The organism is Streptomyces lydicus, assembly GCF_001729485.1.
GTDB lineage: Bacteria > Actinomycetota > Actinomycetes > Streptomycetales > Streptomycetaceae > Streptomyces > Streptomyces lydicus_D.
The window spans coordinates 4,557,032-4,579,343 of record NZ_CP017157.1; the positions used below are offsets into that span (position 1 = coordinate 4,557,032).

Here is a 22,312-nt window from a genome sequence, read left to right on the forward strand (position 1 = left end):
CGCCGACGCGTTGTCGGCGGTGGCGGTGACGGTGCCACCGTCGGCGGTGGCCGCGCGCCGTTCCCGGTGCGAAAGCGATTGCTTCGGGGCCGGGGTTCCCGTTGGCTGGGAGGCATGACTGAACTGTGCACCGATCGCCTCACCCTCCGCCGATGGCAGGACTCCGACCGTGAGCCATGGGCGGCGATGAATGCCGATCCCGAGGTTCGGGAGCACCTGGGTGAGCTGCTCACCCGCGAACAGAGCGATGCCTCCGTGGCGCAGTTCCGGGCCGAGTTCGACCAGCGAGGCTACGGGTGGTGGGCGGTTGAGGTGCAGGCCACCGGCGAGTTCATCGGGTTCGCGGGGCTGGACGAGGTGGAGGACGACATGCCCTTCACCGGAGTGGAGATCGGCTGGCGGCTCGCCCGCTCGGCCTGGGGCCAGGGCTACGCCACCGAGGCCGCGCGGACCGTACTGGCCCACGGCTTCGACACCCTGGAACTTCCCGAGATCCTTGCCGTGACGACGGCCACCAACCTCCGTTCGCAGGCAGTGATGCGTCGGCTCGGCATGACCCGGGACCCGGCCGACGACTTCGACGATCCCACCGCGCCGGAAGGCCCCCTGCGTCCGAACGTGCTGTACCGCCTCGCCCGTGGTGCCGGGGTCTGACGTGCGCCGCCGGGCACCGGTCAGGTCGCGTGGCGACCGGCGACACCCGACGCGCCGCGGCTGCTGCCCGCCCCTGTCGGTGATCTGTCCGCCGGCGGCCGGCATCCGTCGGCGCCCTGTCGGTCGCTGCTGCGACCTTTGACCAGGTCGCCGGTGGGCGGACGGCCGGGCCCCGATGCCCCGGCCACCCCACCGGCCCCCGCAGTCCCGAGCGCAAGGAGCGTCCCGTGCCCACCGCAGTCCAGACCCCGCCCTGGGATGTTCACCGGCTCCCACCGGCCCAGGGCAAGAACTTCCTCGTCACCGGCGGCAATGCGGGTATCGGCTACTTCGTCGCCGAGCAACTCGCCGGCACCGGCGCCACCGTCGTCCTCGGCAGCCGGGACCCGGCGAAGGCCGAGGCGGCCATGGCCTCGATCCGTGCCCGCGTCCCCGGGGCGCGGGTACGCCACCTTCGGCTGGACCTCGCCGACCTGTCCTCGCTCAAGCCGTCCGTGGACAGCCTGGAGCTGGACCACCTCGACGCGGTGGTGCACAACGCCGGGGTGCTGCTCGACCAGCCGGAACGCAGGGAGACCAAGGACGGCCACGAGTTGACGTTCGGGACCAACCACCTCGGGCACTTCGCGCTGACCCACTGGCTGGCCCCGCTGCTCTCGGCCGCGCCCGCCGGCCGCGTCGTCACCACCGGGAGCTTCGCGGCCAAGTCCGCGCGACTGGACCTGGACGACCTGCAGACCACCCGCGACTACCGGCCGAAACGCGCCTACGAGCGGTCGAAGCTGGCGCAGATGCTGTTCGGCTGCGAACTCGACCGCCGCCTGCGCGCCGGCGGCAGCACGACGCTGAGCGTGCTCGCCCACCCGGGCGGCGCGCTCGACTCCCTCACCCCCGCACGCCCTCCCCTCCACGCCCGCAGCACCGGCCAACGCTTGCGCGGCCTCCCCCTCGCCCTCTTCGTCCAGGGCAAGCAAGCCGGCGCATGGCCCGCCGTCCGGGCGGTCCTCGACCCGACCGTGACCGGCGGCCAGCTGTGGGGCCCCCGAGTGGCCGGCCTGCGCGGCGCCCCACGGCTCGAACCCGTATGGGACCACCTGGCCGACCCCGCCACCGCGGCCCGCCTCTGGACCGCCAGCGCCACCCTGACCGGCGTCGACCCGGCCTTCCACCCCGCCTGACGACGACGCCTACGCACCAGGCGCGTTCGCCTTCCGTCCCTCCGTCCTTCAGCCCTTCGCCCTGCGCGTCTGCGGTTCCTTCGTCAAGTCCGGTACGGCTGCGCCTGGTTGGCCGCAAAGATTTCTTCGCAAAGAGGTCTTTGCGAAGAAGTCTTTGCGGTCTACTCTGCACGACATGAGTGACGCGGAAGAGAGAGCGGCGACCGGCCTGCCCGGTGCGTCAGACGCGGTCGTCCTGGACGCGAAGGGCCTGCGGGCCCTGGCCCATCCGGTACGCGTGCAACTGGTCGGGTTGCTGCGGAAGCACGGCCCGTCAACGGCCACCCGGCTCGCCGAGCGGCTGGGGGTCAACTCCGGTACGGCCAGCTATCACTTGCGCCAGCTCGGCGCGGCAGGATTCGTCGAGGAAGACGTCGAGCGCGGTAACGCACGGGAGCGTTGGTGGCGTTCGGTGCATCAGTCCACGTGGTTCAACGACCCGGATCTCGCCGCGCGAGAGCCCGAGGCCACGACGGCCTATCTGCGGTCCGTCGCCGCCACCTACACCCTGCGCACGCAACGGGCGCTCAACGAGCTGCAAGCGATGCCCCGGGCATGGCGCGACACCTTCGACATGAGCGACTGGCCCCTGCGGCTCACCCCTGAGGAGGCGGCGGCCCTCCAGGAGGAGTTGCGGGCGGTCATCAGCCGGTACCGGCCCGATGTCCCGGCGGAGGCAGCCACCGCTCCCGAGGGCGCCCAGCGGGTCGCCGTGATCACACACCTGCTGCCCGAACTGGACGCGCCCACCGCGTCCCCCGCCGCCTCCGTTCGCGCAACGGACGAGGGACCGGAGCCGCAGTGACCGACCTCGTGACCGAAGGAGTCCCTGATACGGGCGGAGCCTCCCGCCGTCGTTCCTTACGCCCCTTGGGCGGGGTACTGGCAGCCATAGCGGTGTCGTTGACCGGCACCAGGATCTCGGCCATCGCCCTGCCGTGGTTCGTCCTGGTCACGACCGGCAGCGCCACCCGGACCGGACTGGTCGCCTGCTGCGAGATGGCTCCCTACGTGCTGGCCAAGGCGCTGGCCGGCCCGTTGGTGGACCGGACCGGACCGCGACGTGTCTCCTGGACCACTGACCTGCTCAGTGCGGCCGCCGCCGGTGCCGTTCCCGTCCTCCATGCCGTGGACCAGCTCTCGCTTCCCCTGCTGCTGGTCCTGGTCGCGCTGATCGGTGCGGCACGGGGCCCCGGTGACCTGGCCAAGGAGGTGATGGTCCCGGAGGCGGCCGAGTTCAGCCGCGTACCGCTGGAGCGAGCAACGGGGCTGGCCGGCGTCACCGAACGGCTCGCCGCCACCATCGGGCCGGCGGCCGGCGGTTCCTTGGTGGCGCTGCTCGGTCCCTTGACGGGAATTCTCGTCACCGCGGCGTGCTTCGCCCTCGGTTCGGTGATCGTCGCTGTTGTCCTGCCACGCGGCACCGGAAGGACAGCTGCGGAAGGCCCGCCGCCCGAGGACGGGGCACCACCGGGCTACTGGCGGCGGTTCGGCGAGGGCTTCGCCTTCCTGCGCGGCGAACCGCTGCTGCTCACCATCATCGTCATGGTCAGCATCACCAACTTGCTGGACGCGGCGTTCACCACGGTGCTCATGCCCGTATGGGCGAAGGAGTCCGGCCACGGGCCGACCGACATCGGCCTGAACAGCAGCGCGGGGGGACTGGCAGCCGTTGCCGGCAGCCTGGCGGCCGCGGCCGCCGCGCACCGGATGCGGCGCCGCGTGGTGTTCTTCGCCGGGTTCCTGCTGGCCGGCGCGCCGAGATTCTTGATCCTCGCCGCTGATGCGCCGAGGTGGGCCGTGCTCGCCGTGTTTGCCGTCGGCGGATTCGGCGCGGGTTTCCTCAACCCCATCCTGTCGGCGGTGTCCTTCGAACGGATACCGCGCCGACTGCTCGGCCGGGTCAACGCGCTGGCTTACGCCGGGATTCCGCTCGGTGGATTGCTGGGCGGAGCGATGGTGGCCTCCTTCGGGCTGGTGCCGGTACTGCTGACCGGTGCGGCGGTGTACTTCCTCACCACCGGCCTGACCGGGCTACGGCCGGAGTGGCGCGCCATGGACCGGGGGCGCGGCGCGGGAAAGGGCCTGGACGCGCACGGTGCGGCGGCGCCTGACGGCTGAGGACACGCACAGCGGCGGTCCGTTGCCTGTATGCGGGCCGCCGTGCGGGGGCGGTCAGTGGAAGGTGGGTGGGGTCAGGCCGGGGGTGGTGGTGTTCTGCGGCTTCGGTTGCAGGGGGCCCGACCAGACGCGGCGGGGCGGGCGGCCGACCAGTTTGCCGAAGAGCAGGGCGGCCGCGGTGGCGACGAGCACGCCGGGCACCATCTCGTAGATGCCCGAGTGGAGGGGGCCGAGGAGCGGGTCGATGTGCTTCCAGAGCAGGACGGTCGCCGCTCCGGTGACGATGCCGGCCAGCGCTCCGGCGCGGGTCATGCGTGGCCAGTAGAGCGACAGCAGGATGACGGGGCCGAAGGCGGCGCCGAAGCCGGCCCAGGCGTAGGAGACGATGTCGAGGACGCCGCCGCCGCTCAGGGCGATGGCGTAGGCCACCAGGGCGACGACGACGACCGTCGCGCGGGCGGCGAGGACCTTCGAGGCGTCCGAGGCCCGACGCTTGAGGAACGCGCCGTAGAAGTCTTCGGTGAGGGCCATCGCGGAGACCAGGAGCTGGCTGTCGGCGGTGGATTTGATCGCGGCGAGTACGGCGACGAGCAGGATGCCCGCGATCCACGGATTGACCAGCTGGGCGCACAGGGCGATGAAGACGGTCTCGGGGTTGTCCAGCGGGTGGTCGAGGGCGGCGATCCCGACGAGCCCGATGAGGGAGGCTCCCGCCAGGCAGAGCACCACCCAGCTCACGCCGATGCGGCGGGCCCGGGGGATCTCGCGGGTGCTGCGGATGCTCATGAAGCGCACCAGGATGTGGGGCTGACCGAAGTAGCCCAGTCCCCAGGCGAGCAGCGAGATGACGGCCACCGCGGTGAGGGAATGGCCGGGCGTCCAGTGGAGGCCGTCGAAGCCCGCGTTGGCCCCGATGTCGAGGAGGGCGGGGCTCTTGCGGGTGAGGCCGTCGTGCAGCGCGCCGAAGCCGCCGAGGATGCCGATGGCGATCGCGGGGAGGGCCAGCGCCGCGCAGAGCATCAGGGTGGCCTGCACGGTGTGGGTCACGCTGACCGCGCGGAAGCCGCCCAGGACGGTGTAGACGACGATGACGACGGCGAAGACGGTGAGGGCGAATTCGAAGCCGCCGCCGAAGATGCCCTCGAACAGCACGCCGCCGGCGATCAGGCCGCTGGCGACGTAGACGGTGAAGAAGACGACGATGACGGTGGCCGAGACCAGGCGCAGGACTCTGCTGGAGTCCTCGAAGCGTTCCTCCAGGTATGCCGACAGGGTCATCGCGTCGCCGGCGCGTTCGGTGTAGGTGCGCAGGCGTGGTGCGACCAGACGCCAGTTGAGATACGTGCCGACGGCCAGTCCCACGGCGATCCAGGCCGCGCCGAGGCCGGCGGCGTAGACGGCTCCGGGGAGCCCGAGGAAGAGCCAGCCGGACATGTCGCTGGCTCCGGCGGACAGCGCGGCGACCGGCGCGCTCAGCCGGCGGCCACCGAGGGCGAAGTCGGAGAAGGTGAGGGTCTCCTGATACGTCCAGAAGCCCACCGCCACCATGGCGAGCAGGAAGACCCCGAAAGTGATCATGACGGGGACGATCAGGTGCGTCATCGCTGCTCCTCGGTCCAGGCGCTGCTGAGGGGGGTGGCGGGCAGGGCCCGGCTCCGGGCGGGGCCCCGCGAGATCCTGTGAAGGCTTCGGTGTCTGACGCATCGCGCCGATGCTTCGGTCAGAGGCATCGCGCTGACGCATCGGGCTGACGCGCTCGTCCGCGGCATCGGGCTTCTGAGGATCCTGGTGGGACGGCTCAGGCGCGTGAGGATACGGATCCGCGATCGTCCGCGTCACCCCTTTGGCCAGATGTCCCTACCACCGATTTCGGCGCGCCGCCAGCGGCTCGGTGCGCCGGGGGCCTGTCAACTCGGTCTGCGGGGCGGGGGTTTGGTGCCGGTGGTGGCGGGGCCCCGGGACGGGCGGTGGCCTGCGCGGAGGCGTGGACCGGGTGGCCGGGCGGTCGGGATACGGTCGCGGCATGGATGACCCCCGGTTGACCACGCCCTCGTTCCTCGTGCTCGGCATCATCGACAAGCTGGGCGAGGCCAGTCCGTATGACGTGAAGGTGGAGGCCGCCCGTACGGTGGCGCCGTTCTGGTCGATGCCGCATGCGCAGGTGTACGCCCAGTGCGACCGGCTCGTGGACGCGGGTCTGCTGTCGGAGGTCCGCCAGCAGGGCGGGCGGATGCGGCGCGTGATGCGGCTGACGCCGGCGGGCGAGGCGGCTCTGGCGGAGTGGCTCGCCGACCCGGCGTTCGTACCGGTGGAGGCGCGCGAACGCGGCATCCTGAAGCTGTGGTTCGGGGCCCGGCCCGAGGTGCTCGCCCCGGTGCAGCTCGACGAGCATGAGCGCACGCTGACGAATTACGAGGAACTCGCGGACAGCGTCGGTGACTTGCTGACGCGCGGACAGCGTGAGGCGCTGGAATTCGGGATCCGTTACGAGCGGATGATGGTCGATTTCTGGCAGTGGGTCGAGCAGCGGGACCGGCCGGGGTCCTGAGCCGTTCCGGTCGGGCGCTCCCGTGCCTCGGTGCGGTGACTCGGCCCGTGTGCATCGTTGCCGTGCAGCGGTGCGGTGAAGGTGGCGTGGGGACCGTTGACCACGACCGTGGGTCGCCCTTACCTTCTCGATAGTCCAGCCTGGACTATCGAGTCGCGACCGAGGGAGCCGCCGTGCACCGTCCGAGGAAGGTCGCCTGGGGCCGCGTCGCCACGATCGCCGTGGTGGCCGTCTGCGTGGGCTACGCCCCGATCGCGATGACCGAGCTGTGGCCCTACGCCCGGCCCGGCGCACCGGCGTTCGGGGAGTGGGTGCTGTCCCGAGCGGTGTCGCCGCGCTATGTCGCGGACGCCCTGGCCACCCGGATCGGGCCGTACGGGCGAAGCCTGGCGGCGATGATCGTCCACTCCGTGCTGGGCGGTGCGCTGATGCTGCTCGGACCGGTGCAGCTGCTCTCGGCGGTGCGGCGGCGCGTCCGGCTGCACCGTGTCGTGGGGGTGGTGTTCGCGCTGACGGTGTACGTCTCGATGGCGGGCGCCGGGATCTATCTGGTGCGGACCGCGCCGGGCGACGCGTTCAGCGGGGCGGCGTTCTGGATCGTGCTGGCCACGATCCTGGTCGGCACCGTGATGAGTGTGACGTACGGGATCTTCGCCGCCGTCAAGGGCTTCCCCGACCTGCACCAGCGGTGGATGCTGCTCTGCTACGGGTTCTTGATGACCGCGCCGCTGCTGCGTCTCGAGTGGGGCGCGCTCCCGTGGATCTTCCCCGGTCTGTCCATGGAGGACATCAACCGCGTCGCGATCATGCACCTCGGCTCCGTCGTCGCCTTCGGCGCGCTGCTCGCCTCCCGCGCGATGGACAAGCGGGCCGCGGTGCGCGGGGTCACCGGGACATGGGTGCCGGTTCCGGTGCTGGTCGCGGTGCATCTCGCCGGTGCCCTCGCGCTGGTGTGGATCGCCAGGTCGTACCTGGGCTGGGAAGCGGGCGGGCGGCGTCTGCTGGCCGGGTATCTGGTGCCGTACGCGGCGACGTACGCCGTCATGGCCGTGCGGGCCCGGCGCGCGGGGCGGGCCGGACGCGGCTGGGCGCGCGAGGAGTGGCTGCTGCATCTGGCCGCCCTGTGCCTGGCGCCGGTCGTCTCGGCCGGCGCGGCGCTGTTCTTCGCGCGCTACGGGGGCCTGGACCGGCACACCGCGCTGTCCGCCGGCGTCGCCATCGGGTGCGGCATGCTCGCGTTCGCGGCGACGGCCGTGGTCAGCCTGCGCGTGATGTTCGGCCGCGAGTCGGCCAACCGGCAGGACACGGCCGCCGCGCGCCGTACGCGCCGGGCCCCCTCGCCGGCCGCATAGCCGGCGGCGGGGCGACCCGGGCGCGCTCCCACGGACGGTCCGGGTCCGGGGCGGCGGCGACGCGGCACGCGTACAGGCGCCGGACGCGTACGGCAACGAGTCAACGGTTCGGGGAGGGAACAGGGATGGGCGAGGCGAGCGACGCAGCGGACGTGCCCGTGGGTGGCGTGGAGTCCGCGGGCACTGCGGAGATCGGTGGTCGTGACCTGGCGCCCGGGGTGCCGGTGTTGGCCTCGGTCGTCGCCGTGGTCAGCCTCCTGGTGGGTGCGCTCCTGGTGGTGACGAGCCTCGCCGGTTATGCGTTCAGCCCTTGGCAGACGTCCGGGCCGCTGAGTCCCGGCCTGATCGGCGCCGCCATGCTCGGTGTGGCGCCCGGCCTGTTCGCGGTCGGCCGGGCCCGCGCATGGGAAGAGGTCCGCACCCTCGTCCTCCCGCTCGCCGTGGTGCTGCTCGGCCTGCTCGCGGTGAGCCTGCTCGGTGCCGACAAGCTCCAGGCGGCCAGGGGCGGCTCGCTGGTCCTCGTCCTGTTCAGCCTCGGCTGGGTGGCCGTCCTCGGCCTGCTCGGGCTGAGCGCGGTGGTCTGCCTCGTCCGGCAGTACGCCAGGCCCGCCCGTCCGGTCAGGGTGCGGACGGCCCCCCTGCCGGGCTGGTCGAAGCCGTTCCTGGCGCTCCTCGGGTCGGCGTGGTGCGGCATCGGTGCCGGTCTGTCGGCCGGTCCGGGGTTCTGGGCCGCCTTCGTGCCGTGGGACGTGACGCGGACGGACGCCCAGGCCCTCGGTGTCTGGGCGGTCGCGCTCGGCACCGGTGTGCTGGGGGCGCTGGCCGAGGACGACCTCGCCCGCACCCGCCCCGCGCTGCTCGCCCTCCCCGGCGTCGCCGTGGCGTTGGCCGTCGTCCTGGGTGTCCGCGCCGCGGACGTCGACTGGGCCTCCGGTCCCGGCCTGTCGCTGATCACGATGGTCGGCGGGCTCCTGCTGGCCGGCCTCGTCGGACGACGGCTCCTGTCCCGGCACCCGCTCCCCCGGCCCTGACCCGGCGGACGGCCCTGCCGCGACGGGCGGTCCTGCGCGGGCGGGCAGTCCTGCGCGGGCGGGAAGCCGGGCTGCCCACCCGTATGACGCCCCCGCGCCCGCGCCCCGCGCGGCGGTCAGCCGCGCTGTGCCCGCTCGTACACCGCCTTCGCCGCGGAGCCCAGGACGGGGCCGTACATGTGGGTGCCGGCTTCCGGCCCGTCGCCGTGGCTGTTCACCGAGACCAGCACGCCGTTGCCCGTGGAGCTGTCGAAGTCGGTGAGCCACGGGCCGCCGCTGGCCCCGCCGCCCATGTCACAGGGGACGGCCTGCTCGCCGGCGGGCGCCGGCGCGGCGGTACCGGTGCAGTACAGGAGTTCCTCGCCGCGTTGCGGACGGGTCGCCGGATAGCCGAAGGCCACCGTCTTCCCGCCCACCCGGCGGTGGAAGGCGATGGTCTGTCCGCCCACCACGTCGACGAGCTTGCGCCCCTTGGCGTCGGCGTCCACCGTCAGCGCCGCCACGTCGTTGACGGCGTCCTCCGCCCAGGTGCGCGGGGTCACGGCGGCGCGGACCGCGAAGGCGCCGTACGGCTGCCTGCCCTTGCCGTAGCCGGGGACGAAGACCATGTCGATATAGGTGTTGACGGGCGAGGCAGGCCGCCGCACGCAGTGGCCGGCGGCCATCACGACGGAGTGGTTGGCGCTGTGCACCGCGGTCGCCGTGCACCAGGTGTCGGCGCCCGAGGCGTTGACGAAGAAGAGCCGGCCGACGGTCTTCATCGCGGTGCCCCGCCACGGCTTCGACCGGGGGCCGGTCGGGCCCAGATCCACGGACCTGCCAACGGCCTTGATACGGGCGGGAGTCCAGTAGGCGAGCGCGTCCCGGCGCTCCTTGGCGGTGAAGCTCATGGTGGAGACCGACGGATCGGGAGCGCCGTGGACGGCGCCCTGCGGAGCGGCGGCTGCTTCCGACGCCGGCACCACGCAGGCCAGCAGCATGCCGGTGGTGGCGAGAACGGTGCCGCGTCGGCGGCGGGACCGGGGTACGCGGGCGGGTGTCACGGGGAGCGCGGACGTCGGCTCCGGTATGCCGGGAAGCGTGGCGGCAGGCACGGGGAAGGGCTCCTTGCGATGAGGGGGGCACCGGCGACGGTGGCCCCGCCGCAGCGCGGACCGCCCAGGGGGTCCACCGTCGATGACGGGCTTTCACCGGGGCAGGTTTCATCCGGAGAAAGACAGCTGTCCGGGGGGCGGGGTGAGTGGCGGCCGATGCCCGACGGTCTCCGGCGCGGAGGCGACGCCCCCGCGCAGGTACGATGCGTCGTCGCGAGGCGAGAGGCGAGAGGCCAGAGGCGCGGAGCGGACGCCGCCGCATCGGGAAGGGCTGAGGCGATGAGGACGCGCACGCTGAGGTTCGGGCTGTACGCGGACGAGCAGGGGCTGGCGTGGGTCAGCGCACTCGTCGAGCAGGCCGTGGCGGGTTCCGGGAGCGCCCGGATCGTCGACTCGGGCGTCGCCCGCACCTTTCACGGGAGCGAGCTGTCGACCGCTGACGTGTACGACATCCTCGAGGAGCAGTGGGCCTGGGAACATCCCGGTCAGCGCAGCGGCGCACGGGAATCGGTCGAGCTGCGCGTCCGGCTGGCGTGTTCCCTGCGGGCTTGGCGAAGGATCCGCAAGTCGGTGATCAGGACGCTGTGCCCGGAGGGCAGGGCGCCGCACGCCTGCCGGGTCCCGTGGTTCGCCTCCTGAGCCGCTGCGCGACGGCCGAACGGTGACTGAGCGCCGTCAGCGGCAGCACTTCCGCGCCTTCGGCAACGGCGGGCTCAAACGTTTCGGGCAAGGGGGCATTTCGGCAGCGGGACCGGGAACGCGAACCGGTACAACCACACAACCGGGGACAGGAATTGACGGGCGGGCGTGCGCACAGTCGTCCGGGTGGCCGGTCGCCGTCAGCCGCCCGGGCCCCTCGTACTCGTCGTGAGCCGCCCCGGACCCCTGGTACGCGGAGTACCGGGGCTGCCCGGCCGCTCCGGGTCCGTCCGTCCCCGCCGCAGCAGTGACACCGACCGCGCACCTCCGCGGAGAACGGAGCGCACCATGAACTGGCGCAACGAAGCCGCATGCCTCTACGAGGACCCCGAACTCTTCTTCCCCGTCGGCACCAACGGTCCTGCGGTGATGCAGGCGGAGAAGGCCAAGGAGGTGTGCCATCGCTGCCCGGTGATGGGCCAGTGCCTTCAGTGGTCCCTCGAACACGGCCAGGACGCCGGTATCTGGGGTGGCATGGACGAGGAGGAACGGCGCGCCATGCGTCGCCGGGCGGCACGCAGGCGGGCACGCACCGGCTCTTCGTAGTCGACCCGGCCGGGTGCACGGCGCGCCGCCGGGAGCGGGTCACGCCAGCCGGATCTCCTCCCCGACCGACTGCTTCCGGGCGGCCGCGACGACGAGGGCCGCCGCGGCGGCGTCCTGGACCGCCACACCGACCGACTTGTACAGCGTGATCTGATCGCGTGACGTACGGCCCGGCCGGCTGCCGGCAAGGAGTTCGCCCAGCTCGGCATGGACGTGATCCGGCGTGATGACGCCGTCCCTGACCGGTTCCAGCAGGTCGTTGCTGCCCGCGGGGAACGGTGCCAGCGCCGCCTGCCGCGACTCCACGCACACGACCGCGTCCGCGATCGTGGCATCGTCGATCTCACGGCCGGCCGGGTTGAAGCCCACCGACGTCACGTGCACCCCTGGCGTCAGCCAGGCGCGGCGCACCACGGGATCGACGGCATGCGTGGTGGCCGCCGCGATGTCCGCCCCCGCGAGCGCCTCGGCGTAGGTGGCCACCGCCTCGACGGGCAGCCCCAGTTCCGCCGACAGGTCGGCCGCCAGCGCGGCGGCCCTGGCCCGGTCACGGCCCGCCACCCGGATCTCGCGCACCGGCCTGACCCTGCACATCGCCCGGGCATGGGAACGCGCCTGGACTCCGGTCCCCAGCACCGCCAGCACCGCGGCGTCCTCCCGGGCGAGCAGTCGTGCCGAGAGCGCCGAAGCGGCGGCCGTCCGCGCGGCCGTGAGCTCCGTGCCGTCCAACAGCGCGGTGGGCTCACCGGTGTCCGGGTCGAAGACGACGATCAGCGCCTGGTGAGTCGGCAACGACGTCCCGGCGTTCCCCGGGAACACCGACACCAGTTTGCTCGCCAACGCCCCGGCCGACGGCACGAAGCCCGGCATCGCGGCCACGAAACCGTCCCGGTCCGGCACGGCGGCGGCGACGCGGTCCGGGGAGGACGCCCGGCCCGCGCTGAGGTCCGCCATCGCCGAGGCCAGGGCATCGATCAGGGCATCCATGTCGAGCAGCGCCGTCACCTGCGCGCGCCCCAGAACCAGCATCCGTCTGCACCTTCCGGTCGAAGCCGCACGGCCGGCCGGGAAGCGGAGCACGGGGCCGAACGAGCAGGGCTCCGTTTCCGCCTCCCGGTTCGTCGCTGGTCCTGTCCCAGCTCCCACCGGCCGACGCACAGCATGCCCCTACCCGTTCCGCGGCCCACCCCACGCACCTCGCTCGTCCCGGCGGGCCCCATCCGCCTCACGCGCACCCGGCCTCATGGCGCGGCGTACCCGGCGAGGGCCGGGAGCCGGGTCACACTGGTGCCCGTGCCGCCTCCTGGAGAGCGCACGTACTCGTGAGGCGGAAGACGGAAGGACGTGACCCGACCGCCATGCCCACCGATACCCCTCCCGGCCCGCTGCGACTGCTCGTCCTGGGCGCCTCGCTGCGCACCGGGTCGACCAACGCCCGCCTGGCCTCGCTCGTCGCGCGCATGCTGTCCGACGCCGGGGCCCAGGTGGATCTCGCCACCATGCGGGAATTCGACATGCCCCTGTACGACGGCGACATGGAGACCGCGCACGGCCTGCCGGACGGCGCGCTCGCCCTGCGCGAACGGCTCGAACGGTGCGACGCCTTCGTGCTCTCCTCGCCGGAGTACAACGCCTCCGTACCGGGAGTGGTCAAGAACGCCATCGACTGGGTCTCACGCGTCCGGCCTCAGCCGTTCAAGTCCAAGCACGCCCTGCTCGTCTCCGCCTCCCCGTCCCTGGTCGGCGGAAACCGGGGGCTCTGGGCACTCAGGGTCCCGTTGGAGCACCTCGGTACGCGCGTCTACCCCGACATGTTCAGCCTCCCCGCGGCGCACAAGGGCTTCACCGAGGACGGGCAGTTGAGCGACGCGGGGCTGCAGGAGCGCCTGCGGGAAACCGTCACGGCGTTCCTCAGCCTCGTCGAGGCCGATGTCCGCTACGTCTGTCTCCAGCGCCGCTGGTACGAATTCCCCGGCGACCGCACCGAGGCTCCGGTGACGCAGCGGGCAGAGGACTGAGTCCTCGCGGCGCAGGTGGACCAATCAGCTCTGGGCGGTCGGCCGGACGACGATGTCGTTCACGTCGACGGTGGCGGGCTGCTCGATCGCGAACGCGATGGCCCGGGCGATCGCCTCGGGCGGGATCGCGAGCCGGTCCCGCAGCTCCGTGATCTGCGCCCGGACCCGCTCGTTCATCGATGCCTCGGCGAAGTCGGTGACCACGGCGCCGGGAGAGACCGTGGTCACCCGCAGGGAGTCGCCGGCCTCCTGACGCAGGCCCTCGCAGAGGGCGCGGACCGCGAACTTCGTAGCGGCGTAGACCGCCATGTCCGGCACGATGCGGAACGCGGCCGTGGAGGCGATGGTGACGAAGTGGCCGGAGCCCTGCGCACGGAAGACCGGCAGTGCGGCGCCGATCCCGTGCAACACCCCCTTGAGGTTGACGTCGACCATCCGGTCCCACTCGTCGACCCGCAGGTCGTCCAGGGGTGAGATCGTGCCGACCCCGGCGTTGCCGATCAGCACGTCGAGCCGGCCGAACCGCTCACCGGCCAGCGCGACCATGGCGTGCAGGTCCTCGCGCCGGGTCACGTCGGTGCGGATCCGTTCGGCCGTGCCACCCGCCCGCCGGATGCCGGCCACCACATCGTCCAGGCGCTCGCTGCGGCGCGCGCCCAGGACGAGCCGCGCGCCGCGCTCGGCGAGCAGCACGGCGGTCGCCTCGCCGATGCCGCTGCCGGCTCCGGTGATCGCCACTACCTTGCCGTCGATTCCCGCCATGTCGGCTGCCTCTTCCTTGGTGCTCGCGTGCCGTGTACCGGCGCTGGTGGCGGCGGGTCGGTGACCGGTGGACGCGGCATGTCCCGCGCGCCGGTCACGGCCCGAACTCCGCCCGGAGGACCAGTGTGCGGAGAATTCAGCCTGGTATACAGAACGTACTTATTCTGGAACCAGGGGTGCCATCGACCGTGTCGGAACCGTCGGACCAACGCCGTGAGCTGAGTGTTTTCCTGCGCAGCCGCCGGGAGCGGATAACCCCCGACCAGGTGGGCCTGCCGGTGACCGGGCGGCGCCGGACGCCGGGCCTGCGCCGGGAGGAGTTGGCGCTGCTCGCCGGGATCAGCGCCACCTGGTACACGTATCTCGAACAGGGCCGGGACATCCGGGTCTCGGAGCAGGTGCTCGCCGCGCTGGCCTCGGCCCTGCGGCTCGACCGGCACGAGCGCGGGCATCTCTTCCGGCTCGCCGGCCACGCGCCGGCGGCCGATGCGGCGGCGCCCGAGCCGCTCGCCGCCGAGGTGGCGGTCGTGCCGCTGCTGCTCCAGCCGAACCCCGCGTACCTCATCGACGGCAACTACGACGTGCTCAGCCACAACCAGGCGGCCGAGGAGCTGTTCCCGCGACTCACCGCGGCCGCCGACCGGCCGCCGAACTTCGCCCGCTGGGTGTTCCTGGAGCCCGTGGCCCGGGAGGTGCTGGTCGACTGGGAGCCCGAGGCCCGGGGTCTGCTCGCCCGCCTGCGGGCGTCGGCCGGCCGCCACCCCGGCGATCCGCGCTACACCCGGCTGATCGAGGAGCTGACAGCGGGCAGCGCGGAGGTGCGGGCGTGGTGGCCGCAGTACGACGTACAGGTCCGGAGCGGCGGAAGGAAGAGGCTGCGGCGGCCGGGGTGGGGCGCGATCGATGTCGCGTACACCGCCTTCCACGTCGCCGAGCAGCCGGAGCGGACACTGGTGGTCTATTCCGACGAACGGGAATCGGCCAACTGACCGCGAAGGGGCGGGGAGCCCGGCCGGCGGCGCGGTACCGGAAGCGGCTTCGCGCTCCTGTCGCGGTACCGCGATATCCGCCGCCCGTAAGGAACGTTCTGGGTCAGAATGCAGCCATGACCGAACAATTGCCCACGCCCGCCCGCCCGTTGCTGCGCAGCCCCGAGGAGGGCGAACTCGTCGACGTCGCCGGAGTCGCGCATTTCTTCCGGCTCACCGCCGAGCACACCGACGGCCACTTCTCCTTCGAGGAGTTCAGCCTCGCGCCCGGCGTCATAGGGGCCAGACCCCACGTGCACGACGGCCACGACGAGTACTTCTACGTGCTGGAGGGCGAATTGACGCTGCACACCGGGGACGGCGAGGTGACCGCCGGCCCCGGACATCTGCTCGCCGCCACCCGCGGCACCCCGCACGGCTTCCGGAATGCCGGCCCGACCACCGCGCGGGCCCTGTGCCTCTACACCCCGGCCGGCTACGAGAACTACTTCCGCGATGTCCACGCCGCCGTCAGCACGGGCGCGGAGGCGACGGACGAGTTGCTGGCCGAATTCCGTAGCCGTTACCGGACGAGGTCCTTCCCGGACGCGGCGAACCCGGTGAGCGGGTGAGCTGACGGGCGCCTCGCGGCCAGGGGCCGCCGCGCAGGCACCACGGCGCCGCATTCCGTCCGGCGAGGATGTTCTGCGGTGATGCGTTGCGCAACGACGCGTCCGGCGACGGTGCGCGGCGTACGCCCCGGAGCGTGCGCCCGCCGTACTCCAAGGGCCGGCGAACGGCGGGGAATCACCCTGAGCGGGATCTTGGAAGCGACCCATACTGGTGGCGCTTCGAGACCGGCCGCAGAGTGGCCGCAACGGCCGTTCACGGTTTTTGCGCCTACGCGTTTTCCCTTTCGGCGGCCGGCCCTCGGAGTGGCGTTTTCGCCGACCGACATCGGAGAACGGGAGTTCCGTCATGCCTCGCTTCCCCTCGTCCGCCATTGCCGCAGCCGCCCTGGTCACCGCGCTCGGGGTCACGCCGACCGCGAGCGCGGCGCCCGCGGCGCCCGCCCGCGCGGCCGCCTATCGCTGCAGCCCCGGCTACTTCTGCATCTACAGCGACTGGAACGGCGGCGGAACCCGCTGCCAGTGGTCGCAGTCCAACAAGGCCAATACGGCCGACGACTGTTCCTTCATCCAGCGCGGGCAGAACGTGCGCTCCGTATGGAACAACACCGGTCACCGCGTGCAGTACTACACCCAGACCAATTACCACGCGCGCGTCGGCTCCACCCCCTCCGGCGCCGGGGGCAACCTCCAGGGCAGCTACCAGATCCGGTCTTTCAAGCCGCAGTAGAGCAATACCGGGACGGGAGGCGCCGTTCGGCCTAGCCTGGCGCCATGCCGTCATGCAACCCGTCGTCCTTCACGGTCTCCCCCGACGTCGAACTGCCCGTGCCCGCGCCCGGCGAGACCTGGGCGGTCGGTGCCGTCATCCTCAATGCGGACGGTGCGGCATTCGCCCAGAAGAGAAGCCCGGGCCGGCGTCTGTTTCCCGATACCTGGGACATCGTGGGCGGCCATGTCGAGGCCGGGGAGACGCTGCTGGCGGCTCTCGCCCGGGAGATCGAGGAGGAGACCGGCTGGCACCTCCGCCATGTGCGCCGATGCCTGGGCACCAGCACCTGGACCGGGGATGACGGCGCCGGCCTCCGGCACGAGGCCGACTATCTCGTCGAGGTCTACGGTGACTTGGACCGTCCCGCTCTGGAATGGTCCAAGCACACCGCCTACGGCTGGTTCGGTCCCGACGACCTTTCCCGCCTCAAGGAGAATCGCGCGCCGGGGGATTTCTTCATCCATGACCTGCTCGCGCGAACGGTACGACAGCGTTCCTGAGCAGCGCGATGTCCCTGTTGAGGATGCCCCTGATCGACTGGAGAGGGGCATCACTGCGTGTTAGCGTGAAGGTATGCGTGGCGATTGCCGCGACGGATTTCCGAGCGGTTTCCCGGGGGAATTCGTCAAAGCGTCAACATAACGCCGACTTGTGACGTGTGAAGACGTCGACTTGTAAAGCAGACGCGTAACGCCCCTTCACGGAGAAGGGCGCTCACCCGCTTTCCTCAGAGGGTGCAGAGGAGATGGTGACCATGGCGCGGGCCCCGTTGTTCCACGCGTCGCGGGAAGCACCGCCGGCCGTCGGTCCCTTCAAGGCCAAGGTGGACTGGGACGGTCTGCGTCACCGACTGCACGGGCCGTTGCTGCGGCCGGGAGACCCCGGATTCGAGGACGCCAGGAAGCTGTTCAACCCGCTCAACGACGATCACATCCCCGCGGCCGTGGCGCAGTGCGAGTCCGCCGAGGACGTGCGCGAGGGAGTGCTGGCGGCCGCGAACCGGGTGCCGCTCGCCGCCCGCAGCGGCGGGCACTCGTACGTCGGCTACTCGGCGCCGAACCGCGGCCTGGTCCTCGACCTGCGCCGCATGTCGGCGGTGACGGTCCAGCCGGACGGCACCGCGAGCGTCGGCGCGGGCGCCTGCCTGAGGGACGTCTACAGCGGACTCGGCCAGGCGAACCGGTGCCTGCCCGGCGGTTCCTGCTTCACCGTCGGCATTTCCGGCGTGACGCTGGGCGGCGGAATCGGCGTCCTGCAGCGGAAGTTCGGGCTGACCTGTGATCATCTGGTGTCCGCCGACGTCGTCACCGCCGACGGGCGGCTGCTCACGGTGTCCGCCTCACGGACCCCCGATCTGTTCTGGGCGCTGCGGGGCGGCGGGGGCGGCAATTTCGGCATCGTCACGCGGTTCACCTTCGCAACCGATCCGGCCCCGACGCTGACCGTGTTCGTGATGGTCTTCCCGGCGGGGTCGGCGGCCAAGGTGCTGGGCGCGTGGCAGCCGTGGATCACCGCTGCCCCCAAGGAGCTGTGGGCCAACTTCAACATGTCCGGTGGCGACCCGCCGAGCTGTCGGGTGGCCGGCTGCTTCGTCGGGCCCGGCAGTGCGTGTCAGCCCCTGCTCGACGACCTGATCGCGCAGTCCGGGGTCGTCCCCGACCGGCGCACGGTCGACGAGCGTGACTACTTCAGGGCCATGCGCTTCTTCTCCGGCAAACCGGACCGCGAGTCGTTCGTCGCGTCGTCGCGGGTCCTGAGCAAGCCCGCCCCCGACCCGGGCGCGGTGGTCGCCGTGCTCACCGGCCGCACGGGCATGTCCCTCATCGTCGACGCGCTCGGCGGCGCGGTGACCGACGTAGGCGTGCAGCAGACGGCCTTTCCGCACCGCACCGCCTTTGCCACCGCACAGATCTACGCGACCGCGTCGGCCGCGTCCGAGGCCGAGGTGACCCGCAGCGTCGCCGAAGTCGTGGCCGGGCTCGGGAAGTTGGGAATGAGCGGCGGCTACGTGAACTACATCGACCCGGCGCTGCCCGAATGGCCGAGGTCCTACTACGGCCCGAATCTGGAACGTCTGCGTTCGGTCGCGCACGACTACGACCCGAACCGGGTCTTCGACTTCGCGCAGAGCCTGTCGAGGGCGTAGGGGCCCCGTTTCGGCCCCTCGTCAGCCCGACGTAGCACCGTCGTGAGCGCCGGCGACCGCAACGGTCGTGCCTTCCGCGGACATTCACCTCCGAACGACTTGTGGCCTGAGTCACTCCGTGGCTAAGCTCCGGCACGTTTCGGGCACATTTCCTCCGCAAGTTGACCTAATCGGTGAGCCGATCTTCACGATCTGCCCACATAGACGTGAGGTGGCTCGCATGGAACGGCGATCAACGGCGTCCCCGTCGGGGCACTTACCGTCCGGATTGTCCTCCGGCTCGGCGGCCGATATGCCCTCGGCCTTTGGTCGTACCCGGTGACGTCGTCCGCCGCGGGGGCCGCCGCGTCCGCCGTACCGCTGCCCGGCGCCCGCCGCGACGTCCGGCTGTTCTGGTGGGCCGGCACGTGCGATGCGCTGGGCAGTCAGGTGTCCGGGCTCGTACTGCCGTTGCTGCTGCTGAGTCTGGGCTGGTCCCCGGCCGAGGTGGGGGTCGTCGCCGGGCTGTCCGCGGCCGCCACGCTGCTGCTGGGGCCGCTCGCCGCGGTGCCCGCCGACCGCGGGGCGCGCAAGAGCGTGATGGTGGGTGCCGCGGTGGTGTCCGCGCTCGCGATGGCCTGCGTCGCGGTGACCGTGGGACGGGAAACGGTGCTGCCGGCCGTGCTGCTGACCGCCGTCCTCGTCGAGCGGTGTGCGACCTCGTGCTACGAGGCGGCCTCGCTCGGGACCGTCGCCCTGGTGAGTCCTCCCGGGGAGCACCGGCGCGTGCTGTCCCGATTACAGGCGGGAGAGCGCGGCGCGCTGGTTCTCGGGCCGGCGCTGGGCGGACTGCTCTTCCACACCGGCCGGTGGCTGCCGTTCCTCGCGGACGCGCTCTCGTACGCCGTCGCGGCCGGCTGTATCCGTGCCATGCGCGCGGATCTCGCCCCGGCCCGGGAACACGGGTCACCGGCCGGCACCCCGCGCCGCGGACCGCGAGCACTGGCGGCCGAGGCCGGGGCGGGCGTGGCGGTGATCCGCCGCGATCCCTTCCTGCGGCTGGCGTTCGTCTGGCTCACGGCCGTCAACGCCCTGCTCGTCGCGCTGTATTACACGACGGTCTTCGCGTTGCAGGGCGGCGGCCGGGGTGCGGCCGCGCTGGGGCTGGTGCTCGCGCTCGCCGGGGCGGCCGGCCTCGGTGGCGCGCTGCTCGCGCCCGCACTGGCCGGCCGGCACTCCGCACGGCGCGTACTGGTGCCGGTGTCGTGGCTGCTGGTGCCACCCGCCGCCGCCCTGGCCACGGCCCGGGAGGGCTGGCAGTTCGGGCTGCTCTTCGGCCTGCTGTGCGTGCTGACGCCACTGGCCACCGTGGCGCTGCAGGCCCGGGTCATCCAGGTCACCCCGCCGGCGCTGCAGGCCCGCACCGGCACCGTGCTGGCCACGGCGGCGGGGGCGGGGGCGGCCCTGGCGCCGGCCCTCGCCGGGCTGGCCGCCGACCGGGCCGGCGCCGCCGTCACCTTCACCGGCTGCGCCCTGCTGCTGGCGGTGCTCGCGCTGTACGCGACCTGCACGGCACCGGGTCTCCCCCGCGCCGACGCCGAGGGGGCCGCATGAGCGCCGGCGATTTCCGGGTCTACCAGCCGGCGCTGCCCGAGGTCTGCCCGCGCGAGCCGCTGCGGATGGTCCTGGCCGCGGACGCGGACGGCCGCTGCGAGATCTTCACCTGGCAGGCCGCCACCGGCACCGCGCGCCGGGTCACCGACAGCCGCGACGGAACGCTGCACTGCGCCATCGACGCCGACGCCCGGGTGTGGTGGTTCGCGGAGGACCGCAACGGCCTCGGGCAGTGGTACTTCGAGGAGTTCGAGGGCGGCGGGCCCCGGCGTCCCGGCCTGACCGGTCTGCGCCCGGGCCTCCCCCACGGGCTCGCCGTCAGCGACGCCGGGACGGTGGCCATCGGCCTCGGTGACGGCCGCGGCACGACCGTCCACATCGGGACACCGGGCGGGCCGGCACGACCGGTGGCGACCGTCGACGGCCCTGCGCTGCTGGCGGGCATCTCGCCCTCGGGCGGGCTGCTGGCCCTGTCCGGGCCGGCCGGTTCCGAGCGCGCGGTCACCCTGCTGACCCGCACGGGGGCACCCCTCGACCGGCTCTCCGGACGGCACGGCCGGCTGTGGGCGCTGGGCTTCGCACCGTCGACGGCGGGCACGGAACTGCTGCTCGTGCAGGAGTGCGGGCCGGAGTCCACGGCGCCCCACGAGCAGCGGGATGGGCGGCAGCGCACGGCCGGCGACACCCTCAACAGCCGCTACCGGCTGGCCAGTTGGCGGCCCGGAAACGGTCTGCAACCGCACGACTGGTGCTGCTTCGACACCGAGATCACCGCTCGCTGGTATCCCGAGGGGCGGCGGGTCCTCATCCGTCAGGACCGGCACGGGCGCTCCACGCTCGTCACCGCCGACCTCGACCGGCGCACCCTGACCCCGGTGCCCACGCCGCCGGGCACCGTGCTCGACGCCGCCCCGCACCCGGGCGACGACGTGCACTACCTCTGGACCGACACCGCCACCCCGCCCCGGATGCGCTCCACCGCCGGCACCCGGCTGCCGGCCCTCGCCACGCTGCCCGGCCGCGCGCCCGGCCGGCACGGCGAGCTGTGGACCGACGGCCCGGACGGGCCCGTGCACACCCTGCTCAGCCGGCCGGAGTCCGGGTCCGGCGGGTGTCCCCCGCTGGTGTTCCTCGTCCACGGCGGGCCCGCCGACCACGCCCGCGACGCCTACGACCCGGAGGTGCACTCCCTGGTCGCGTCCGGATTCGCGGTCGCGCGGGTCAACTACCGCGGTTCGACCGGCTACGGCCCCCGCTGGCGGGCCGCGTTCGGCGAGGGCGTCGGGCTGACCCAGGTCGCCGACCTCGTCGCGGTCCGTGCCGATCTGCTGCGCCGCGGCCTGGCCCGCGAGGACGCCATCGGTCTGTGGGGCACCTCCTGGGGCGGCTACCTGACCCTGCTGGCGCTCGGCACCCGGCCCGGCCTGTGGCAGGCGGGCGTCGCGGTCAAACCGGTCGCGGACTGCGCGGCGGCGCACCGCAGCGGCACCCCCGCACTGCGGGCCCTGGACGAGCGGCTGTTCGGCGGCACGCCCGAGACGGTGCCCGAACGCTACGCGCGGAGCTCGCCACTCCACTACGCCGCCGCGGTACGCGCCCCGCTGCTGGTCGCCGCCGCCACCCTCGACGCCAAATGCCCGCCGGGACAGGTACGCAGCTATCTCACCGCCCTGCGGGAGGCCGGCGTCGCGCACGAGTCGCTGTGGCTGGAGACCGGCCACGACGGCTACACCGGCGCCCACCACATGACCGTACTGACCCGCGCCGTGCGGTTCCTGGACCGGCACCTGCGCCGCTCCGGCACGGCCCACCGAGCTCCCCGCCCCTCCGTGGGCGGGGTCCCCGGGGAAACCGGCACGTCCGGTGCCCCCGGATCGCGAGGCCCGATTCCCGATGCCGTACACCGGCAGAACAGGAGAAGCAGCCATGCAGAAGGACATCATCCACAACGACCCGCTCGCGGGTGACGAGGAGAACCGCAAGCCGGGCATCGGCATCACGGTGACCGTGCCGTTCCGCACCGCGGAGGACACCGAGGAGGAGTGACCCTCCCCGGCCGGCCCGGTACGCCACCGGGCCGGCCGGCCGCCCGTCGTCACCCGCCCGACGCCCGCGGGGACGCGTGGCGGCCGCCCCTTGCCATCCGCCGCCGTACGAGGAGC

At 72.7% G+C, this 22,312-nt stretch carries 21 protein-coding genes; 17 read left to right on the forward strand and 4 right to left on the reverse strand.

Translation table 11 applies throughout. From position 1 onward, the window contains the following. Positions 1-114 precede the first annotated feature (114 nt). From SL103_RS19715 to SL103_RS19730, 4 genes are all read left to right on the forward strand, one after another. Positions 115-654 (forward strand): GNAT family N-acetyltransferase, encoded by a 540-nt coding sequence (locus tag SL103_RS19715; protein WP_069570293.1) that lies wholly within the window; start codon positions 115-117, stop codon positions 652-654. Between the two features lie 227 nt (positions 655-881). Next, positions 882-1,832, forward strand: coding sequence for an SDR family NAD(P)-dependent oxidoreductase (locus tag SL103_RS19720; RefSeq protein WP_069570294.1), 951 nt, complete (start codon positions 882-884; stop codon positions 1,830-1,832). Positions 1,833-2,007: 175 nt separating this feature from the next. Then, positions 2,008-2,676: an ArsR/SmtB family transcription factor gene (locus tag SL103_RS19725; RefSeq protein WP_069570295.1), complete on the forward strand. Its 669-nt coding sequence runs from the start codon at positions 2,008-2,010 to the stop codon at positions 2,674-2,676. Positions 2,677-2,684: 8 nt separating this feature from the next. Further along, on the forward strand, positions 2,685-3,992 hold the full coding sequence (locus SL103_RS19730) for an MFS transporter (RefSeq protein ID WP_079146267.1): 1,308 nt from the start codon (positions 2,685-2,687) through the stop codon (positions 3,990-3,992). A 54-nt stretch (positions 3,993-4,046) separates the two neighbouring features. Here SL103_RS19730 and putP read toward each other — a convergent pair whose 3' ends face one another. Further along, the gene (gene putP, locus SL103_RS19735) at positions 4,047-5,594 is read right to left on the reverse strand and encodes a sodium/proline symporter PutP (protein WP_069570297.1); all 1,548 of its coding nucleotides are present in this window, start codon (positions 5,592-5,594) and stop codon (positions 4,047-4,049) included. Between the two features lie 421 nt (positions 5,595-6,015). On the opposite strand from putP, the gene SL103_RS19740 reads away from it, so the two are divergent. From SL103_RS19740 to SL103_RS19750, 3 genes are all read left to right on the forward strand, one after another. After that, positions 6,016-6,540, forward strand: coding sequence for a helix-turn-helix transcriptional regulator (locus tag SL103_RS19740; RefSeq protein WP_069570298.1), 525 nt, complete (start codon positions 6,016-6,018; stop codon positions 6,538-6,540). Positions 6,541-6,713: 173 nt separating this feature from the next. Next, positions 6,714-7,892: a DUF2306 domain-containing protein gene (locus SL103_RS19745; protein WP_069570299.1), complete on the forward strand. Its 1,179-nt coding sequence runs from the start codon at positions 6,714-6,716 to the stop codon at positions 7,890-7,892. Positions 7,893-8,017: 125 nt separating this feature from the next. Further along, positions 8,018-8,923, forward strand: a complete 906-nt coding sequence (locus SL103_RS19750; protein WP_069570300.1) for a hypothetical protein — start codon at positions 8,018-8,020, stop codon at positions 8,921-8,923. Between the two features lie 116 nt (positions 8,924-9,039). Here SL103_RS19750 and SL103_RS19755 read toward each other — a convergent pair whose 3' ends face one another. Next, complete coding sequence (locus tag SL103_RS19755) at positions 9,040-10,017, reverse strand: trypsin-like serine peptidase (protein WP_244303977.1); 978 nt, start codon at positions 10,015-10,017, stop codon at positions 9,040-9,042. Positions 10,018-10,296: 279 nt separating this feature from the next. On the opposite strand from SL103_RS19755, the gene SL103_RS19760 reads away from it, so the two are divergent. After that, positions 10,297-10,656: a hypothetical protein gene (locus SL103_RS19760; protein WP_069570301.1), complete on the forward strand. Its 360-nt coding sequence runs from the start codon at positions 10,297-10,299 to the stop codon at positions 10,654-10,656. 348 nt (positions 10,657-11,004) lie between these two features. Next, complete coding sequence (locus SL103_RS19765) at positions 11,005-11,262, forward strand: WhiB family transcriptional regulator (protein ID WP_069570302.1); 258 nt, start codon at positions 11,005-11,007, stop codon at positions 11,260-11,262. Between the two features lie 39 nt (positions 11,263-11,301). On the opposite strand, the gene SL103_RS19770 is transcribed toward SL103_RS19765, so the two are convergent. Then, the gene (locus SL103_RS19770; RefSeq protein ID WP_069570303.1) at positions 11,302-12,291 is read right to left on the reverse strand and encodes an ornithine cyclodeaminase family protein; all 990 of its coding nucleotides are present in this window, start codon (positions 12,289-12,291) and stop codon (positions 11,302-11,304) included. Between the two features lie 329 nt (positions 12,292-12,620). Between SL103_RS19770 and SL103_RS19775 the strand changes: the two genes are divergently transcribed. Further along, positions 12,621-13,280, forward strand: coding sequence for an NADPH-dependent FMN reductase (locus tag SL103_RS19775; protein ID WP_069570304.1), 660 nt, complete (start codon positions 12,621-12,623; stop codon positions 13,278-13,280). A 24-nt stretch (positions 13,281-13,304) separates the two neighbouring features. Here the strand turns inward: SL103_RS19775 and SL103_RS19780 are convergent, their stop codons facing one another. Next, entirely contained in the window at positions 13,305-14,042 is a 738-nt protein-coding gene (locus SL103_RS19780) for an SDR family oxidoreductase (RefSeq protein ID WP_069570305.1), read from the reverse strand. Positions 14,043-14,230: 188 nt separating this feature from the next. Here SL103_RS19780 and SL103_RS19785 point away from each other — a divergent pair, with 188 nt between their 5' ends. The 7 genes from SL103_RS19785 (at position 14,231) to SL103_RS19815 (ending at position 22,117) form a co-directional block, all read left to right on the forward strand. Continuing rightward, positions 14,231-15,031 (forward strand): helix-turn-helix transcriptional regulator, encoded by an 801-nt coding sequence (locus tag SL103_RS19785; protein WP_069570306.1) that lies wholly within the window; start codon positions 14,231-14,233, stop codon positions 15,029-15,031. A 116-nt stretch (positions 15,032-15,147) separates the two neighbouring features. Next, positions 15,148-15,642, forward strand: coding sequence for a cupin domain-containing protein (locus tag SL103_RS19790; protein ID WP_069570307.1), 495 nt, complete (start codon positions 15,148-15,150; stop codon positions 15,640-15,642). Positions 15,643-15,988: 346 nt separating this feature from the next. Continuing rightward, the gene (locus tag SL103_RS19795; protein WP_069570308.1) at positions 15,989-16,369 is read left to right on the forward strand and encodes a peptidase inhibitor family I36 protein; all 381 of its coding nucleotides are present in this window, start codon (positions 15,989-15,991) and stop codon (positions 16,367-16,369) included. A gap of 44 nt (positions 16,370-16,413) precedes the next feature. Beyond that, complete coding sequence (locus tag SL103_RS19800; RefSeq protein ID WP_079145866.1) at positions 16,414-16,911, forward strand: NUDIX hydrolase; 498 nt, start codon at positions 16,414-16,416, stop codon at positions 16,909-16,911. A 254-nt stretch (positions 16,912-17,165) separates the two neighbouring features. Next, the gene (locus tag SL103_RS19805) at positions 17,166-18,557 is read left to right on the forward strand and encodes an FAD-binding oxidoreductase (protein ID WP_244303978.1); all 1,392 of its coding nucleotides are present in this window, start codon (positions 17,166-17,168) and stop codon (positions 18,555-18,557) included. Positions 18,558-18,875: 318 nt separating this feature from the next. Next, on the forward strand, positions 18,876-20,150 hold the full coding sequence (locus SL103_RS19810) for an MFS transporter (protein WP_079145868.1): 1,275 nt from the start codon (positions 18,876-18,878) through the stop codon (positions 20,148-20,150). Then, positions 20,147-22,117 carry a S9 family peptidase gene (locus SL103_RS19815; RefSeq protein WP_069570309.1) on the forward strand — a complete coding sequence of 657 codons (1,971 nt, stop codon included), beginning with the start codon at positions 20,147-20,149 and terminating at the stop codon, positions 22,115-22,117. Before SL103_RS19810 ends, SL103_RS19815 begins: the two co-directional genes overlap by 4 nt. The last annotated feature ends 195 nt before the right edge of the window (positions 22,118-22,312 follow it).

What these genes read in the sequence shown, in the direction of transcription:
- SL103_RS19715 (WP_069570293.1), top strand. Translation starts at nt 115, where the DNA reads ATGACTGAACTGTGCACCGATCGCCTCACCCTCCGCCGATGGCAGGAC.
- SL103_RS19780 (WP_069570305.1), bottom strand. Translation starts at nt 14,042, where the DNA reads ATGGCGGGAATCGACGGCAAGGTAGTGGCGATCACCGGAGCCGGCAGC.
- SL103_RS19760 (WP_069570301.1), top strand. Translation starts at nt 10,297, where the DNA reads ATGAGGACGCGCACGCTGAGGTTCGGGCTGTACGCGGACGAGCAGGGG.
- SL103_RS19765 (WP_069570302.1), top strand. Translation starts at nt 11,005, where the DNA reads ATGAACTGGCGCAACGAAGCCGCATGCCTCTACGAGGACCCCGAACTC.
- putP (WP_069570297.1), bottom strand. Translation starts at nt 5,594, where the DNA reads ATGACGCACCTGATCGTCCCCGTCATGATCACTTTCGGGGTCTTCCTG.
- SL103_RS19815 (WP_069570309.1), top strand. Translation starts at nt 20,147, where the DNA reads ATGAGCGCCGGCGATTTCCGGGTCTACCAGCCGGCGCTGCCCGAGGTC.
- SL103_RS19775 (WP_069570304.1), top strand. Translation starts at nt 12,621, where the DNA reads ATGCCCACCGATACCCCTCCCGGCCCGCTGCGACTGCTCGTCCTGGGC.
- SL103_RS19805 (WP_244303978.1), top strand. Translation starts at nt 17,166, where the DNA reads ATGGCGCGGGCCCCGTTGTTCCACGCGTCGCGGGAAGCACCGCCGGCC.
- SL103_RS19790 (WP_069570307.1), top strand. Translation starts at nt 15,148, where the DNA reads ATGACCGAACAATTGCCCACGCCCGCCCGCCCGTTGCTGCGCAGCCCC.
- SL103_RS19800 (WP_079145866.1), top strand. Translation starts at nt 16,414, where the DNA reads ATGCCGTCATGCAACCCGTCGTCCTTCACGGTCTCCCCCGACGTCGAA.
- SL103_RS19725 (WP_069570295.1), top strand. Translation starts at nt 2,008, where the DNA reads ATGAGTGACGCGGAAGAGAGAGCGGCGACCGGCCTGCCCGGTGCGTCA.
- SL103_RS19750 (WP_069570300.1), top strand. Translation starts at nt 8,018, where the DNA reads ATGGGCGAGGCGAGCGACGCAGCGGACGTGCCCGTGGGTGGCGTGGAG.
- SL103_RS19770 (WP_069570303.1), bottom strand. Translation starts at nt 12,291, where the DNA reads ATGCTGGTTCTGGGGCGCGCGCAGGTGACGGCGCTGCTCGACATGGAT.
- SL103_RS19795 (WP_069570308.1), top strand. Translation starts at nt 15,989, where the DNA reads ATGCCTCGCTTCCCCTCGTCCGCCATTGCCGCAGCCGCCCTGGTCACC.
- SL103_RS19740 (WP_069570298.1), top strand. Translation starts at nt 6,016, where the DNA reads ATGGATGACCCCCGGTTGACCACGCCCTCGTTCCTCGTGCTCGGCATC.